Below are 15,825 nucleotides of genomic sequence, written 5' to 3'. Positions count from 1 at the left end.
GACTGCTCCCTTGAGGACCAGGACCCCAGGGTTGCGAGGGGTCCGCGCTTGCCATACGCCTTGCTGCGTACGGCCTGGTCTTCACCCGGGGCACCCCGCCACGGACGGAGGGTTGCCGGACAGCGGGCCGGGGCCGTAGTCGCTGTCACTCATGACCTGTGCAGCATCCTGCCACACGATCTTCGACGCGCAAGGCGCAGTCCAGAATCCGGACTGCGCCCTGCGTCACACCTGTCGGGGGTTTCAGCGGTTGCTGGCCGCCACCCACCGCTCCAGGGCCTTCTTCGCGGCCCCCGAGTCGATGGACTGCGCCGCCCGCGCCATGCCGGCCCGGATCTGCTCCACGAGGCTGCCCTCCTCCTGCGCGAGGGCCGCCAGCGCCGCCGCCGAGTTGAGCAGCACCGCGTCCCGCACGGGACCGGTCTCGCCGTCGAGCAGCCGCAGCGCCACCTCGGCGTTGTACGAGGCGTCGGCGCCCCGCAGCGCCTCGACGGGCACCAGGTCGATCCCCACGTCCCGGGGGTCGAAGGCCTCCTCGCGCACGGCGCCGTCGCGCACCACCCAGACCCGGGAGGTCGACGTCGTCGTCAGCTCGTCGAGCCCGTCGTCACCGCGGAAGACGAGGGAGGAGTGCCCGCGCTCGGCGAAGACCCCGGCGACGACGGGCGCCATCCGCGGGTCGGCCACACCGACCGCCTGCGAGCGCACCCGCGCCGGGTTGGTCAGCGGACCCAGGAGGTTGAAGACGGTCCGGATGCCCAGCTGGCCGCGCGCGGCACCCGCGTGCCGCAGCGCCGGGTGGAACTTCACGGCGAAGCAGAAGGTGATGCCCGCCTCCTCGGCCACCTCGACGACCCGCGCCGGGGTGAGCTGGAGGTTGACGCCGAGCTTCTCCAGGACGTCGGAGGCACCGCTGGCCGACGACGCGGCGCGGTTGCCGTGCTTGACGACCTTCGCGCCCGCCCCCGCGACGACGATCGCGGACATGGTGGAGATGTTGACGGTCTTGGCGCCGTCGCCGCCGGTGCCGACGATGTCGACCGTCTGCCCCGGCACCTCGATCACGTTGGCGTGCTCGTACATCGCACGCACCAGACCGGAGATCTCCTCGACGGTCTCGCCCTTGGCCCGCAGCGCGACCACGAAGCCCGCGATCTGCGCGTCGGTGGCCTCGCCGCGCATGATGCGGTCCATGGCCCAGGCCGTGTCGTCGGCGCTCTGGTCGCGTCCTTCGAGCAGGCCGTTCAGTACGTCGGGCCAGGACCGGCCCGCCGCGGTGTCGCCTCCTGCGGGGGTCACAGCGCTCATGGCCGCTCCTGGGTCTTCGTCGATGAAGTCGATGGGAACCGATGTGAATCGGCGGGGAAAGCAGACACCCCGACAAAGGGGGCCGGGACCACCCTATCCAGCCCGGGGGACGGCAAAGAGCCCCGTCCATGCACTGGACGGGGCTCCTGCCGTGGCGACCTCGTGGTCGTTGCTCTCAGAGGAGCATCAGGTGATCAGTGGTGACCGTGGCCGCTCGTGATCTCCTTGTACTCCTCGACGGTGGGCTTGGGGATCTGGTTGTCCTCCCCGTAGTAGCCCTTGGAGAGCTTGGCCCGGAGCTTCTGCGAACCGGACACCTTGCGCTCGACGCCGTTCTCGTCGACCGTCGGGCCGATCTCGAGCGGCTTGTACTGCTCGTGCGCGGTGAGGGTGTGCAGCTGCTCCTGGCTGAGCGGCTCGTGGACCTCGATGAACTCGCCGTGCGGCAGGCGCTTGATGATGCCGGACTCGCGTCCGTGCAGCACCTTGTCCTTGTCGCGCCGCTGCAGACCCAGGCAGATCCGCTTGGTGACGATGAACGCGATGACCGGTCCGACGAAGAAGAAGATCCGGACGAACCAGGTGATCGAGTTGATCGACAGGTGGAAGTGCGTGGCCCAGAGGTCGTTGCCACCACCGACGAGCATGATCATGTACGCCGTCACCCAGGCGACACCGAAGGCCGTACGGGTCGGGGCGTTGCGCGGGCGGTCCAGGATGTGGTGCTCGCGCTTGTCGCCGGTGACCCAGGACTCGATGAACGGGTAGACCGCGATGGCCGCCAGGACCAGCGGGAAGATGATCAGCGGGATGAACACGCCCAGGACGAGCGTGTGGCCCCACAGGTTGATCTCCCAGCCCGGCATGACGCGGATCAGACCCTCGGCGAAGCCCATGTACCAGTCGGGCTGGGCGCCGGTGGACACCTGGTCCGGACGGTACGGGCCGATGGCCCAGATCGGGTTGATCGAGGCGATCGCCGCGATGGCCGCGATGACACCGAAGACCAGGAAGAAGAAGCCTCCGGCCTTGGCCATGTAGACCGGGAGCAGCGGCATGCCGACGACGTTCTTGTTGGTCTTCCCGGGGCCCGCGAACTGCGTGTGCTTGTGGTAGAAGACCAGGATCAGGTGCGCCACCATCAGGCCGAGCATGATGCCCGGCAGCAGCAGGATGTGCACCGAGTAGAACCGCGCCACGAAGTCGCCGCCCGGGAACTCCCCGCCGAACAGGAACATCGACAGGTAGGTGCCGATGACCGGGACGGACAGGATCGCGCCCTGCATGAAGCGGACACCGGTGCCGGAGAGCAGGTCGTCCGGGAGCGAGTAACCGGTGAAGCCGGTGAACATGCCGAGGACGAACAGCAGGAAGCCGAACAGCCAGTTGACCTCACGCGGCTTGCGGAACGCGCCCGTGAAGAACACACGCATCATGTGCACGAACATGCCGGCGAGGAAGATCAGCGCCGCCCAGTGGTGGATCTGCCGGATCAGCAGACCACCGCGCACATCGAAGGAGATGTGCATGGTCGAGTTGAACGCCTCGGACATCAGCTGTCCCTGCAGCGGGACGTAGCTGCCGTGGTACTCCACCTCGTTCATCGACGGGTGGAAGAACAGCGTCAGGTACACACCCGTGAGGATGATGATGATGAAGCTGTACATGCAGATCTCGCCGAGCATGAAGGACCAGTGGTCCGGAAAGATCTTGCGCATGTTGGCCTTGGCGAGGGAGTAGATCCCCAGCCGGCCATCGGCCCAGTCGGCCACCCGCTCGCCGGCGGGCGCCTTCTTCCGTGAGTTGTCGTTGGTGCTCATCCGCGCTCCCAGAAGGCAGGACCGACGGGCTCTTCGAAGTCGCCGAGCGCCTCGAGGTAGCCCTCCTCGTTCACACCGATGCGCAGCTGCGGCAGGGCGTGACCGGCCGGGCCGAAGATCACTCGGGCACCGTCGGAGAGGTCGAAGGTGGACTGGTGGCACGGGCAGAGGACGTGGTGCGTCTGCTGCTCGTACAGGGAGATCGGGCAGCCCACGTGGGTGCAGATCTTGGAGTACGCCACGACGCCCTCGTGCGACCACTCCAGCTCGCGCTTGTCCTTGATGTTCTCCGGCTGGATCCGGACGATCATCAGGGCGGCCTTGGCGATCTGGGTCTGGAAGTCGTGGTCGTGCTCGGACATGCCCTCGGGCATCGCGAACGTCAGCGAACCGACCTGCACGTCCGAGGGACGCAGCGGCTCGTGCGTGTTCATGTTCACGAGCATCTTGCCCTTGGCCCACTTGGTGTGCCGGAGCTTGTCCTCGGGCAGCGGACCGAGGTCACGCAGCAGGACGACGCCGGAGAGCGGGACCAGGGCGAGCGCGCCGAACATCGTGTTGCGGATCAGCTTGCGCCGACCGAACTGCGACTCCTCGGCACCGGCCTTGAAGTCGGCCATGACCTTGGCCTTGACCTCGGGCTCGGCCTCGATGGCGTGCCGATCGTCGGCGACCTCCACGTCGGACATCAGGGTGCGGGCCCAGTGGACCGCGCCCGCGCCGATGCAGAAGAGCGCCAGGCCGAGGGTCATGCCCAGGGCGAAGTTCAGGCCGCTGATGTGACCGATGGGCCAGATGAACACGCTCTTGTCCGCCGGGATGGCGACGAACGAGGCGATGAATCCGACCGTGGCCAGCATCGAGAGCGTGAACAGGAAGGCGATCGCGCGCTCGGAGCGCTTGGCCGCCTGCTCGTCGATGTCCTGGATGCGGTGCTCGTGGGGCGGAAGGCCCGGGTCGGCGAACGGGTTCTCGTCCGCGACCGCCACCGAGCCGTGCTCGGCGTCCTGCTCGCTGGGCAGGTTCTTCTCTTCTGGAATCTCTTGGCTACTCATGACTTCTTGGCCTTTGCGGTCCGAGCGGCGACCCACACGGCGACCGCGATCAGCGAACCGAGACCGAAGATCCAGGCGAAGAGGCCTTCACTGACCGGCCCCAGACCACCCAGCTTGAGACCGCCAGGGCTCTCGGTCTTCTCACCGTTGACCGCGTCGAGGTACGCGATGATGTCCTTCTTTTCCTTCTCCGGCATCGTCGTGTCGGGGAAGGACGGCATGTTCTGCGGGCCGGTCTGCATGGCCTCGTAGATGTGCTTCGGGGAGACGCCCTCAAGCGTGGGCGCGAACTTGCCGTGCGTCAGCGCTCCACCTTCACCGGTGAAGTTGTGACACTGCGCGCAGTTGGTACGGAACAGCTCACCGCCCTTGGCGATGTCCGCCCCGTCCGGGCTGTACTGCTTCTCGGTCGGGACCGTGGGACCGGCGCCCAGCGACGAGATGTACGCCGCGAGCTGGTCGATCTGGGCCTGGTTGTAGATGACCTTCTTCTTGGGCGCCTGGGCGCCCTGCTGCTGGAGCGGCATACGACCGGTGCCGACCTGGAAGTCGACAGCGGCGGCGCCCACGCCCACCAGGCTCGGACCGTCGGAGGAGCCCTGACCGCCGGTTCCGTGGCAGCTGGAGCAGCCCACGGCGTAGAGCTTCTTGCCCTCGTCGATGGCGAGGGACTGGGCGGTGTCATCGGCCTGCGCCTTGTCCGCCGGCGCGAACGCGGCGTACAGCCCCCCGGTGGCCGCCAGCGCGAGGAGTAGGACGACGACCGCCGCCAGCGGATGGCGTCGTCGTGCGGAGAGCTTTTTCACGGATTACCCCGGTGTCAGGATCTTCTGCGTCGATGCTTCTGGAATGAGTCGGTACGTCGCCGGAGCGACCCGCCGAGTTACTTGATCATGTAGATCGTGGCGAAGAGGCCGATCCAGACCACATCGACGAAGTGCCAGTAGTAGGACACGACGATGGCTGCGGTCGCCTGCTCGTGGGTGAACCTCCGGGCCGCGTAGGTGCGGCCGAGGACCAGCAGGAAGGCGATCAGGCCGCCCGTCACGTGCAGTCCGTGGAAGCCGGTGGTCAGGTAGAAGACCGAGCCGTACGGGTCGGACGAGAGCGAGAGGCCCTCGTGCTTGACCAGCTCGGTGTACTCGTACACCTGACCGCCGATGAAGATCGCACCCATGATGAACGTGACGATGAACCACATCCTGAGCTTCTTCACGTCACCGCGCTCGGCGGCGAAGACGCCGAGCTGGCAGGTGAGTGAGGAGAGCACCAGGATCGTGGTGTTCGTCGCCGAGAACGGGAAGTTCAGGGCCGAAGCCATTTCCTTCCAGTGATCGGGACCCGTCACCGATCGCAGGGTGAAGTACATCGCGAAGAGGGCCGCGAAGAACATCAGCTCGGAACTCAACCAGATGATGGTTCCGACGCTGGTGAGGTTCGGTCGATTGACCGGCGGGTGCGCGTGCCCGGTATCTACTGTCGTTGCTGTCGCCACGACCGACATTATGTCGGTCGCTTATCCCGCCCTCACCCCGGGGGGTGCCGTTCGGAGTGTCTGTGGGGTGTGTCCTGCCCGGATGGCCCATCGGAGGCCTGTCCGAACCGGTGTTGACGGGGTGTCGGGAGGAGTAGCATCCGCGCATCGGTTCCCGATCCCATGACGGCACAGCTTCGCTCAGCCCGACGTTCTGGAGGAACAATGCAGCCGACCGCCACGGTGCTGGTCTACAGCGACAACGCGAGCACCCGCGAGCAAGTCCGGCTGGCGACCGGCCGCCGGCCGGCGAGCGACGTCCCCCCGGTCGAGTTCGTGGAGTGCGCCACGCTCCCCGCGGTCCTGAAGGAGCTGGACCAGGGCGGCATCGACATCTGCGTCCTGGACGGCGAGGCGGTGCCCGCGGGCGGCATGGGCGTGTGCCGCCAGATCAAGGACGAGGTCTTCCAGGCGCCGCCCGTGCTGCTGCTCATGGGGCGCCCGCAGGACGCCTGGCTGGCCACCTGGAGCCGCGCGGAAGCGGCGGTGACCCTTCCGGTCGAGCCGGTGGAGTTCGCGGACGCACTGGCCGGTCTGCTGCGCACGCGTCTCGCCGTGGAGGCCTGACGCCGCGCGCCGAGGCGCCACAGCACCACAAGAGGGGCCCGCGTGATCGCGCGGGCCCCTCTTGCATGGCGCTGAGAGCCGCTCTGCCGAGCCGCTAGACCTGCGGCCGCAGTCGGGCCGCGTCGACCGGCGCGGGGCCCTCCTTGGTGCCGGAGAGCAGCGCGCTGCCCTCCCGCCACTTCTTCCAGCTCATGTTCCAGTCGCCGAGGCCGTTGCCGAAGGCCGGCATGTCCTCGCCGTAGCTGTTGACCGTCCGGGTGATGTCGCCCTGGCGCACGGTCTCGAAGAACCAGGCGGCGTTACCGGTGCTCATGCCGACACAGCCGTGGCTGACGTTGTCGTAGCCCTGCGATCCCACCGACCAGGGGGCGGCGTGCACATATTCACCCGTGTCGGTGAGCCGCGTCGCGTAGTACACCGGCAGGTTGTACGAGTCGGCGCTGCCCGTCGGGATGCCGATGCTGGTGCCGCGCATGCGTACGAAGTACTCCTTGCCGAGCACCACCTTGACGCCGTTGCGGGTGGAGTAGCCGGGCTTGCCGGTGGTCACCGGGATGGAGTTGATCTCCTCGCCGTTGCGGTACACCGTCATCCAGTGGGACGAGGCGTCCGTCACAGCCTCGATCCGGTCGCCGATGGTGAGCTTGAGCGGCTTGGCGTCGCCGCCCCACAGCTTGTCGTTGACCTTGATGCCCTCCAGATTGCTGGAGACGTGCACGGTCGCGCCCGCGGGCCAGTACTCCTTGGGGCGGAAGTGCAGCGTCTCGCTGTCCACCCAGTACCAGGCGCCGTCGGCGGCGGGCACCGAGCGGACCTTCAGGGCGCGCTCGACGATCGCCCTGGCCTCCTTGCCCTTCACGGGCCTGTTGAGGGAGGCCGTGACGGGCTGCCCGACGCCGTACTTGCCCGCCTCGGGGCCGAAGGTGACCTTCAGCTGCTTCTTCTTGGCGGCCTCCGACGTGTCGAAGGTCATCACCTTGCGGCCCGGCGAGCCCTCCTCGTCCTCGGTGCTCACCCGGACCGTGTACTGGGCCCCTGCCGCCAGCGGGGCGGTGCTGTGCCACCGCTCCCCGTCGGCGGAGAGTTCGCCCGCCACATAGCGCCCCATCGCGTCGGTGGCCGTCACATCGGTGATGCGCCCCTCCTTGCCCTGGGCGGTGACCTCCAAGGGCTTGTCGGGGTCCGCCTTCTGACTGCCCACGGGGCCGTTGAAGGCGATCTGGCCGGCCGCGTCGTACGGCTTCGCCGAGAGCGGGTGGCCGTCGGAGCTGCCGCACGCCGTGGCCCCCGCACCGAGGGCGGCCACCAGCATCGTGCAGCTCAGTACCGTGCGAATTCGCGGTGAGTGGCTCATGAACACACGGTATGAAGGTTCATCAGGTCCGGCGCGGCGGGTGACCCGTCCGGGTTCGTCCGGAATGCGCACCCGTCGCACTTCGGGATGCGCCCCTCCCCCGTTCGGGGCACGCGCCCCGCGACACGCCGAAGGGCCCGGACGCTCCTGACGGAGTGTCCGGGCCCTTCGGGTGCGGGCGGAGCTACAGACTCACTGGGTCTGGTTCTCGCCGCGGTAGTACTCGAACACCCAGCCCCACAGGCCGATCAGGATGATCGGGGCCGAGAAGTACAGCAGCCACCAGCCGAAGACGACGCCCAGGAAGGCGAGCGCGCCACCGACGGCCAGCGAGAGCGGCTGCCAGCTGTGCGGGCTGAAGAAGCCCACCTCGCCGGCCTCGTCCGCGACGTCGGCCTCCTTGTTGTCCTGCGCGGCCGCGTCGACCCGCCGGGCCGTGAAGGCCAGGTAGTAGCCGATCATCACGCACAGGCCGAAGGCCAGGAAGAGCGCCGTGGTACCGGCCGGCTCCTTCGACCACACGCCATAGACGATCGCCATGGCGAGGACGAAGACGCTCAGCCAGATGAACATCTTGCCCTGGATCTTCACTTGCCGGCCTCCTTGCCGCCCGCGAGCGCCTTGTCCTCGTGGCCGTGGGCCTCGAGGTGGTCCAGGGCCGCGATCTCAGGGTGGTGCAGGTCGAACGCCGGCGATTCCGAGCGGATGCGCGGCAGGGTGAGGAAGTTGTGCCGCGGCGGCGGGCAGGACGTCGCCCACTCCAGCGAGCGGCCGTAGCCCCACGGGTCGTCGACCTCGATCTTCTTGCCGTACTTGGCCGTCTTCCAGATGTTGTAGAAGAACGGCAGGATCGACAGGCCGAGCACGAACGAGCAGATCGTGGAGATCGTGTTCAGGGCGGTGAAGCCGTCGGCGGCGAGGTAGTCCGCGTAACGACGCGGCATGCCCTCGGCACCCAGCCAGTGCTGGACGAGGAAGGTGCCGTGGAAGCCGACGAACAGCGTCCAGAAGGTGATCTTGCCCAGACGCTCGTCGAGCATCTTGCCGGTGAACTTCGGCCACCAGAAGTGGAAGCCGGAGAACATCGCGAACACCACGGTGCCGAAGACCACGTAGTGGAAGTGCGCCACCACGAAGTACGAGTCCGAGACGTGGAAGTCCATCGGCGGCGAGGCCAGGATGACACCCGTCAGACCACCGAAGGTGAAGGTGATCAGGAAGCCGACCGCCCAGAGCATCGGGGTCTCGAAGGACAAGGACCCCTTCCACATCGTTCCGATCCAGTTGAAGAACTTCACGCCTGTTGGCACGGCGATGAGGAACGTCATGAAGGAGAAGAACGGGAGCAGCACGCCGCCGGTGACGTACATGTGGTGCGCCCACACCGTCACGGACAGACCCGCGATCGCGATGGTCGCGCCGATCAGACCCATGTAGCCGAACATCGGCTTGCGGGAGAAGACCGGGATGACCTCGGAGATGATGCCGAAGAACGGCAAGGCGATGATGTACACCTCTGGATGGCCGAAGAACCAGAAGAGGTGTTGCCACAGCAAGGCGCCGCCGTTGGCCGCGTCGAAGATGTGGGCACCGAACTTGCGGTCCGCCTCCAGGGCGAACAGCGCGGCCGCGAGGACCGGGAAGGCCAGCAGGACCAGGACGGCCGTCAGCAGCACGTTCCACACGAAGATCGGCATGCGGAACATGGTCATGCCCGGTGCGCGCATGCAGATGATCGTGGTGATGAAGTTGACCGAGCCGAGGATCGTGCCGAAGCCGGAGAAGGCCAGACCCATGATCCACATGTCGGCGCCGATGCCCGGCGAACGGACGGCGTCCGAGAGCGGGCTGTAGGCGAACCAGCCGAAGTCGGCCGCGCCGTTCGGCGTCAGGAACCCGCCGACCGCGATGAGCGAGCCGAACAGGTAGAGCCAGTAGGCGAACATGTTCAGTCGCGGGAAGGCGACGTCGGGCGCGCCGATCTGGAGCGGCATGATCCAGTTCGCGAAGCCGGCGAACAGCGGCGTCGCGAACATCAGCAGCATGATCGTGCCGTGCATCGTGAACGCCTGGTTGAACTGCTCGTTCGACATGATCTGCGTGCCGGGACGGGCGAGTTCGGCGCGCATGAAGAGCGCCATGACGCCGCCGATGCAGAAGAACGCGAACGACGTGACCAGATAAAGCGTGCCGATCGTCTTGTGGTCAGTGGTGGTCAACCACTTGATGACGACGTTTCCCGGCTGCTTGCGCCTGACCGGCAGCTCGTTCTCGTACGAGTCCTCTGCTGCCGCGGCACCCTGGGGTTCGTTGAGGATGCTCACAGGTTGTTCGTCTCCCGGTTCTTCTCATGGGGCGTCTGCTCGATGCCGGCCGGGATGTATCCGGTCTGGTTCTTCTTCGCCAGGTCCTCGAGGTGCTGCTTGTAGCGCTCGGGAGAGACGACCTTGACGTTGAAGAGCATCCGGGAGTGGTCGACACCGCAGAGCTCGGCGCACTTGCCCATGAAGGTGCCCTCCTTGTTGGGAGTCACCTCGAAGGCGTTGGTGTGGCCCGGGATGACGTCCTGCTTCATGAGGAACGGCACCACCCAGAAGGAGTGGATGACGTCACGCGAAGTCAGCACGAAGCGGACCTTCTCGCCCTTGGGGAGCCAGAGGGTCGGTCCGGGGTTGCCGTTCTGGGGGTTCCGCTCGCCGGGCGTGCCGACCTCGTAGACACCGTTGGCGTTCGCGGGGAAGTCCTTGCGGAACCTCTCCGGGATGGCCTCCAGGTCCTTGGACGTCTTGGCGTTGTCCTTGCCTGCGCCCGGAACGTTCTCGACGTAGTTGAAGCCCCAGCTCCACTGGTAGCCGACCACATTGATGGTGTGGGCCGGCTTGTCTTCCAGCTTGAGGAGCTTGGACTCGTCACGTGCCGTGAAGTAGAAGAGCACCGAGACGATGATGAGCGGAACCACCGTGTACAGCGCCTCGATGGGCATGTTGTAACGCGTCTGCGCCGGTACTTCCACCTTGGTGCGGCTGCGCCGGTGGAAGATGACGCTCCACAGGATCAGGCCCCAGACCAGCACGCCCGTGGCGAGCGCTGCCGCCCACGAGCCCTGCCAGAGGGAGAGAATCCGCGGAGCCTCTTCCGTTACCGGGGTGGGCATTCCGAGGCGGGGGAAATCCTTGTATGTGCAACCGGTGGCGGTCGCCAGGATCAGGCCCGCAGTCAGCACCTGCGGCAGCTTCCGCCGCATCGGGCGCCGCGACGAGCGGTCGGAGCCGTTGGGACTCACGTAGCGCCTTCCCGAGAGTCTCGCCCGCGCGGTCGGCTGCGGCCTTACTCGCTGGTCGGTCGCCGCCCTGCGGCGGGCAGGGGTTTGGATGTTTATGCGGACCAAACCCTACTGGACGCTATTTGGGGTCGCGCGGGGAGGGTGCCTAACGCGCCGCGGGTCACTCCGAAGGGTGGGCGCCCCGCCCTCCGCGGCTTTCTGACGGGGGGTCGGAACGCCCGGGAACGCGGCGGAATCCGTGGGTCCGCGACGGCGGGTCCCCCGGGGGCCGGGCGTGCCGTTCCCCGTGCCCCTCCGTGGCGCCCCATGACGTCACCCGAAGGAGCGGCTCGCCTCGTGGACGTTCTACTTTTGGGGCGTGTCCTACTTCGATGCCGCCTCCTCCGCTCCCCTTCATCCCGTCGCCCGGCAGGCCCTGCATGCCTCGCTCGACGAGGGGTGGGCCGATCCGGCGCGGCTGTACCGCGAGGGGCGGCGGGCCCGGATGCTGCTCGACGCCGCGCGCGAGGCGGCCGCGGAGGCGGTGGGCTGCCGCCCGGACGAGCTGGTCTTCACCTCTTCGGGGACCCGGGCCGTGCACTCCGGGATCGCCGGGGCGCTGGCCGGGCGGCGGCGCGTCGGACGCCACCTGATCGTGTCCGCCGTCGAACACTCGTCGGTGCTCCATTCGGCCGAGGCCCACGAGGCCGACGGCGGGGCGGTGACCTCCGTGGCAGTGGACCGGGGCGGGGCGGTGACCCCGGAGGCGTACGCCGAGGCGCTGCGCGAGGACACCGCGCTCGCCTGTCTCCAGTCCGCCAACCACGAGGTGGGCACCGAGCAGCCGGTCGCCGCGGTGGCCGCGGCCTGCCGCGCCGCGGGGGTGCCGCTCCTGGTGGACGCCGCGCAGTCGCTGGCCTGGGGGCCGGTGGACGGCGACTGGTCCCTGTTGACGGGCAGCGCCCATAAATGGGGTGGACCGGCAGGTGTCGGACTTCTCGTCGTACGCAAAGGGGTGCGGTTCGCCGCGCACGGTCCGGTCGACGAGCGGGAGTCCGGGCGGGCGGCCGGGTTCGAGAACATTCCGGCGGTCGTCGCGGCGGCCGCCGCGCTGCGGGCGGTGCGGGCCGAGGCCGCCGCGGAGGGCGCGCGGCTGCGGGAGCTGACGGAGCGGATCCGGGCGCGGGTGCCGGAGCTGGTGCCGGACGTGGAGGTGGTGGGCGATCCGGTGCGCCGGCTGCCGCACCTGGTCACCTTCTCCTGTCTCTATGTCGACGGGGAGAGCGTGCTGCACGAGCTGGACCGGGCCGGGTTCTCCGTCTCGTCCGGCTCGTCCTGCACCAGCTCGACGCTGACGCCGAGCCATGTGCTGCGCGCCATGGGCGTGGTGAGCGAGGGGAACGTACGGGTCTCGCTGCCGCTCGGCGCCGAGGGGGCCGAGGTCGAGCGGTTCCTCGACGTGCTGCCGGGGGTCGTGCGGGGCGTGCGGGAGACGCTGGGCGCCCCGGTCGCGGGCGGGAGCGGGGACGCCGAGGCCGTCACCGTGGACGCGCTCGGGACGAGCTGCCCGCAGCCGGTGATCGAGCTGGCCGGGGCGATCGGGCGGGTACGGGTGGGCGGCACCGTCACCGTGCTCGCCGACGACGAGGTCGCGGCGGTGGACATCCCGGCCTGGTGCTGGACGCAGCACCACGAGTACGTGGGTGAGCGGCCGGCGGACCACGGTGTCGCCTACGTGGTCCGCCGGAGCTCATGAGTCACTGGCCGAGGTGCGCCTTGATCTCGGTGGCGGCGTCGTCGCCGTACGCCTTGGTGAAGCGGTCCATGAAGTTGCTGCGCTGCAGCTCGTACTCCTGGGTGCCGACGGTCTCGATGACCAGGGTGGCGAGCATGCAGCCGACCTGGGCCGCGCGCTCCAGGGAGACGCCCCAGGACAGGCCGGAGAGGAAGCCGGCGCGGAACGCGTCGCCGACGCCGGTCGGCTCGACCTTCGCCTCTTCCTCGGGGACGCCGACCTCGACCGGGTCCTGGCCCACGGCCTCGATGCGGACGCCGCGCGAGCCGAGGGTGGTCACGCGGTGGCCGACCTTCGCGAGGATCTCGGCGTCGCTCCAGCCGGTCTTGGACTCGATGAGGCCCTTCTCGTACTCGTTCGAGAAGAGGTACGTGGCGCCGTCGAGGAGGGTGCGGATCTCGTCGCCGTCCATGCGCGCGATCTGCTGCGAGAAGTCGGCGGCGAAGGGGATCTCGCGGGTGCGGCACTCCTCGGTGTGACGGAGCATCGCCTCGGGGTCGTCGGCGCCGATCAGAACGAGGTCGAGCCCGCCCACGCGGTCGGCGACCGTCTTGAGCTCGATCAGCCGGGCCTCGCTCATCGCGCCCGTGTAGAAGGAGCCGATCTGGTTGTGGTCGGCGTCCGTGGTGCACACGAAGCGGGCCGTGTGCAGGGTCTCGGAGATACGGACCGACGCGGTGTCCACGCCGTGCCGGTCGAGCCAGGCGCGGTACTCGTCGAAGTCCTGCCCCGCGGCGCCGACGAGGATCGGGGCGCCGCCGAGCTGGCCCATGCCGAAGCAGATGTTGGGGGCGACGCCGCCCCTGCGGACGTCGAGGGCGTCGACCAGGAAGGAGAGGGAGACCGTGTGCAGCTGATCGGCGACCAGCTGGTCGGCGAAGCGGCCGGGGAAGGTCATCAGATGGTCGGTGGCGATGGAGCCGGTGACTGCGATACGCACGGCTGGATGCTCCTGAGGAAAGACGAGGAGTTGACGGTTCACGCTATCGGGTCGGGGCACCCGCGCTGAAGTGGCAAAACTACCCGATAGTAGGTCTTTTTCGTTGAGGCTTCAGATGCGTACGGTGCCGTTATGACCGTTATCCCGAAGGATGTCGCCATGCAGCGTTCCGTCGTACTTCCCGCGGACACCCCGGAGAGCATGGAGACGCTGCGCGGCGACTGCGCGCGCATGGCCCCGCACTGGGCGGTGCCCGCCGCGGCCGCCACCGCCCCCGTGCCGCCCTCCCTGATCCACGGAGTCACGGTCCCGCCCTCCTCCGCGCGACTGATCGACAAAATGTCCGAGTACGGAGACTGAGGGAGACGAATTCCGGGCTTCTGCCCCCTGTGAGGGAACCGTGCGCTCCCCCGCTGCGTCCCATCGCCGTCCCCCGTAAAGGGGAACTGAGATACGAACGGAGCCCACCCGTGGGTTTCCCGGGACAGCAGTCCAGTCGAAGGAGCGATGCGGTGAACACCGAGCGATCCGATCATGAGGCGCCCGAGCCGCGGCGGCGGCGTTCCCGCCTGGCCGTCGCCTCGGTCGCGGCCACCGTGCTGCTGATCGGCGGCGGTGGCGCGTATATGGCGGCGACCGCGTCCGGCGGTGGTGGCGACGGCGGCGACGGAGCCCCCGCGGGAGACGGCGGCGCCCCGCCCCCGCTCGCCCTGGACGGCTACAAGAGCGGCGAGCGGCAGGGCGACGGCGGCACGGGCGGGAGCGGCGGCACCGGCGGCATCGCGCCGGGCGAGCCCGACCCGAGCGGCGCCCGGTACAAGGCGACCGGCAAGCTGCCCGACGGCCCGGAGTCGGCGGCGGTCTACCACGCGCGCGGCGAGGTCACCCGGGCCGAGGTGGCCGCGCTGGCCGAGGCGCTCGGCGTCAGCGGCACGCCCACGTCGCAGGACGGCACCTGGAAGGTGGCGCCGGACAAGGACGGCTCGGGCCCCACCCTTCAGGTGAACAAGCAGGCGCCCGGCACCTGGACGTACGCCAGGAGCGGCATGGGCGGCACCGACAACTGCCCCAAGGGCAAGCCCTGTTCCGGCACCTCCACCGCACCGAACGGCGAGACGGGCGACGCGGTCGGCGAGCAGGCCGCCAAGAAGGCGGCGGCGCCGGTCCTCAAGGCCCTCGGCCAGGACGACGCGAAGCTCGACGCACGTCAACTCATGGGCGCGGTACGGGTGGTGAACGCCGACCCGAAGATCGGCGGGCTGCCGACGTACGGCTGGTCGACCGGCATCCAGGTCGGCTCCGACGGCCAGGTGGTCGGCGGCAGCGGCCAGTTGAAGGCGCCGGAGAAGGGCGCGACGTACCCGGTGATCGGGGCCCAGGAGACGCTGGACCGGCTGAACTCCGGCGCCGGTGACGGCCGCGTCGGCATCGGCGGCTGCGCGACCCCGGTGCCGCACGCCGACGACGACACGAAGGCGGAGGGCGGCAGCGGCGGGAAGCAGGCCCCCTGCGAGCCGTCGTCCGCGCCGCCGAAGACGGAGCCGGTCGCCGTCAGCGGCGCCACCTTCGGGCTCGCGACGCACTTCGTGGCCGGTAAGCAGACCCTCGTACCGTCGTGGCTGTTCGACGTGAAGCCGAAGGGCGCGCAGGACACCTTCACGGTGACGCACCCGGCGGTGGCCCCCAAGTACCTGACGTCGCCCAGCGATCCGGGTACGCCCACGCCGACCGAGCACCCCGGCGACCAGGGCGGCAAGGGCAAGGACGACGTGAGCCGGGCCGACGTCGAGTCCTACAGCGCCGACGGGAAGTCGCTGACCCTGAACTTCTGGGGCGGCGCGTGCAGCGAGTACTCCGCCTCCGCGAGCGAGTCCGGCGGCCGCGTGACGGTGAAGATCACCGAGACCCGGCAGAAGGGCGAGGTCTGCATCATGATCGCCAAGGAGCTCAAGGAGACGGTGACGCTGGACAAGCCGCTGGGCGACCGCGAGGTCGTGAACGCGGCGGGCGGCGCGACCGTGCCGCGGAAGTAGGGCACCGCACGAGCCGGAGCGGGACACCGCGCGAGCGGCCGGCGGCAGCACGCGCGAAGGCGGCGGCCCCCCGAGAACCTCGGGGCGACGACCGGCTGGCGCCGGGCGTGCTGGCCCGCGATCTTTCGGCCCTGGAGGACGACCCGGAGCTCGGCTG

General features: G+C 68.9%; 14 protein-coding genes and 1 riboswitch. Of the genes, 4 read left to right on the top strand and 10 right to left on the bottom strand.

Features of this window, described 5'->3' with window-relative positions:
- Positions 1-39: 39 nt before the first annotated feature.
- A riboswitch (SAM riboswitch) is annotated at positions 40-157 on the bottom strand.
- A gap of 86 nt (positions 158-243) precedes the next feature.
- The 5 genes from trpD to AB0L89_RS24120 form a co-directional block, all read right to left on the bottom strand.
- Positions 244-1,308 (bottom strand): anthranilate phosphoribosyltransferase, encoded by a 1,065-nt coding sequence (gene trpD, locus AB0L89_RS24140; RefSeq protein WP_365144345.1) that lies wholly within the window; start codon positions 1,306-1,308, stop codon positions 244-246.
- A gap of 194 nt (positions 1,309-1,502) precedes the next feature.
- The gene (locus AB0L89_RS24135) at positions 1,503-3,128 is read right to left on the bottom strand and encodes a cytochrome bc complex cytochrome b subunit (protein ID WP_365144342.1); all 1,626 of its coding nucleotides are present in this window, start codon (positions 3,126-3,128) and stop codon (positions 1,503-1,505) included.
- Positions 3,125-4,183 (bottom strand): Rieske 2Fe-2S domain-containing protein, encoded by a 1,059-nt coding sequence (locus AB0L89_RS24130; protein WP_365144340.1) that lies wholly within the window; start codon positions 4,181-4,183, stop codon positions 3,125-3,127. Before AB0L89_RS24130 ends, AB0L89_RS24135 begins: the two co-directional genes overlap by 4 nt.
- The gene (locus AB0L89_RS24125) at positions 4,180-4,989 is read right to left on the bottom strand and encodes a cytochrome c (RefSeq protein WP_365144337.1); all 810 of its coding nucleotides are present in this window, start codon (positions 4,987-4,989) and stop codon (positions 4,180-4,182) included. The genes AB0L89_RS24130 and AB0L89_RS24125 overlap by 4 nt, the downstream gene beginning before the upstream one ends.
- 77 nt (positions 4,990-5,066) lie before the next feature.
- Positions 5,067-5,687, bottom strand: coding sequence for a heme-copper oxidase subunit III (locus tag AB0L89_RS24120; protein ID WP_055566234.1), 621 nt, complete (start codon positions 5,685-5,687; stop codon positions 5,067-5,069).
- Between the two features lie 195 nt (positions 5,688-5,882).
- Here AB0L89_RS24120 and AB0L89_RS24115 point away from each other — a divergent pair, with 195 nt between their 5' ends.
- Complete coding sequence (locus AB0L89_RS24115) at positions 5,883-6,284, top strand: hypothetical protein (protein ID WP_365144333.1); 402 nt, start codon at positions 5,883-5,885, stop codon at positions 6,282-6,284.
- Between the two features lie 94 nt (positions 6,285-6,378).
- Here AB0L89_RS24115 and AB0L89_RS24110 read toward each other — a convergent pair whose 3' ends face one another.
- The 4 genes from AB0L89_RS24110 to coxB form a co-directional block, all read right to left on the bottom strand.
- Positions 6,379-7,638 (bottom strand): Ig-like domain-containing protein, encoded by a 1,260-nt coding sequence (locus tag AB0L89_RS24110; protein ID WP_365144330.1) that lies wholly within the window; start codon positions 7,636-7,638, stop codon positions 6,379-6,381.
- Between the two features lie 192 nt (positions 7,639-7,830).
- Complete coding sequence (locus AB0L89_RS24105; protein WP_055700482.1) at positions 7,831-8,229, bottom strand: cytochrome c oxidase subunit 4; 399 nt, start codon at positions 8,227-8,229, stop codon at positions 7,831-7,833.
- Positions 8,226-9,962 carry a cytochrome c oxidase subunit I gene (ctaD, locus tag AB0L89_RS24100; RefSeq protein ID WP_362331499.1) on the bottom strand — a complete coding sequence of 579 codons (1,737 nt, stop codon included), beginning with the start codon at positions 9,960-9,962 and terminating at the stop codon, positions 8,226-8,228. The genes AB0L89_RS24105 and ctaD overlap by 4 nt, the downstream gene beginning before the upstream one ends.
- Positions 9,959-10,921 carry a cytochrome c oxidase subunit II gene (coxB, locus tag AB0L89_RS24095; protein ID WP_055700480.1) on the bottom strand — a complete coding sequence of 321 codons (963 nt, stop codon included), beginning with the start codon at positions 10,919-10,921 and terminating at the stop codon, positions 9,959-9,961. The genes ctaD and coxB overlap by 4 nt, the downstream gene beginning before the upstream one ends.
- A gap of 358 nt (positions 10,922-11,279) precedes the next feature.
- Here coxB and AB0L89_RS24090 point away from each other — a divergent pair, with 358 nt between their 5' ends.
- Positions 11,280-12,656, top strand: coding sequence for an aminotransferase class V-fold PLP-dependent enzyme (locus AB0L89_RS24090; RefSeq protein ID WP_365144324.1), 1,377 nt, complete (start codon positions 11,280-11,282; stop codon positions 12,654-12,656).
- A gap of 1 nt (position 12,657) precedes the next feature.
- Here AB0L89_RS24090 and AB0L89_RS24085 read toward each other — a convergent pair whose 3' ends face one another.
- Positions 12,658-13,635, bottom strand: coding sequence for a carbohydrate kinase family protein (locus tag AB0L89_RS24085; protein WP_365144321.1), 978 nt, complete (start codon positions 13,633-13,635; stop codon positions 12,658-12,660).
- A gap of 159 nt (positions 13,636-13,794) precedes the next feature.
- Here AB0L89_RS24085 and AB0L89_RS24080 point away from each other — a divergent pair, with 159 nt between their 5' ends.
- Both AB0L89_RS24080 and AB0L89_RS24075 read left to right on the top strand, forming a co-directional pair.
- Positions 13,795-13,995: a hypothetical protein gene (locus tag AB0L89_RS24080; protein WP_365144318.1), complete on the top strand. Its 201-nt coding sequence runs from the start codon at positions 13,795-13,797 to the stop codon at positions 13,993-13,995.
- Between the two features lie 152 nt (positions 13,996-14,147).
- A complete protein-coding gene (locus tag AB0L89_RS24075; protein WP_365144315.1) occupies positions 14,148-15,668 on the top strand; it encodes a hypothetical protein in 1,521 nt (506 codons plus the stop codon).
- The last annotated feature ends 157 nt before the right edge of the window (positions 15,669-15,825 follow it).

The sequence above is a fragment of the Streptomyces sp. NPDC052114 genome (assembly GCF_040680155.1).
Classification (GTDB): domain Bacteria; phylum Actinomycetota; class Actinomycetes; order Streptomycetales; family Streptomycetaceae; genus Streptomyces.
This window is presented reverse-complemented; position numbering and strand designations above follow the sequence as displayed.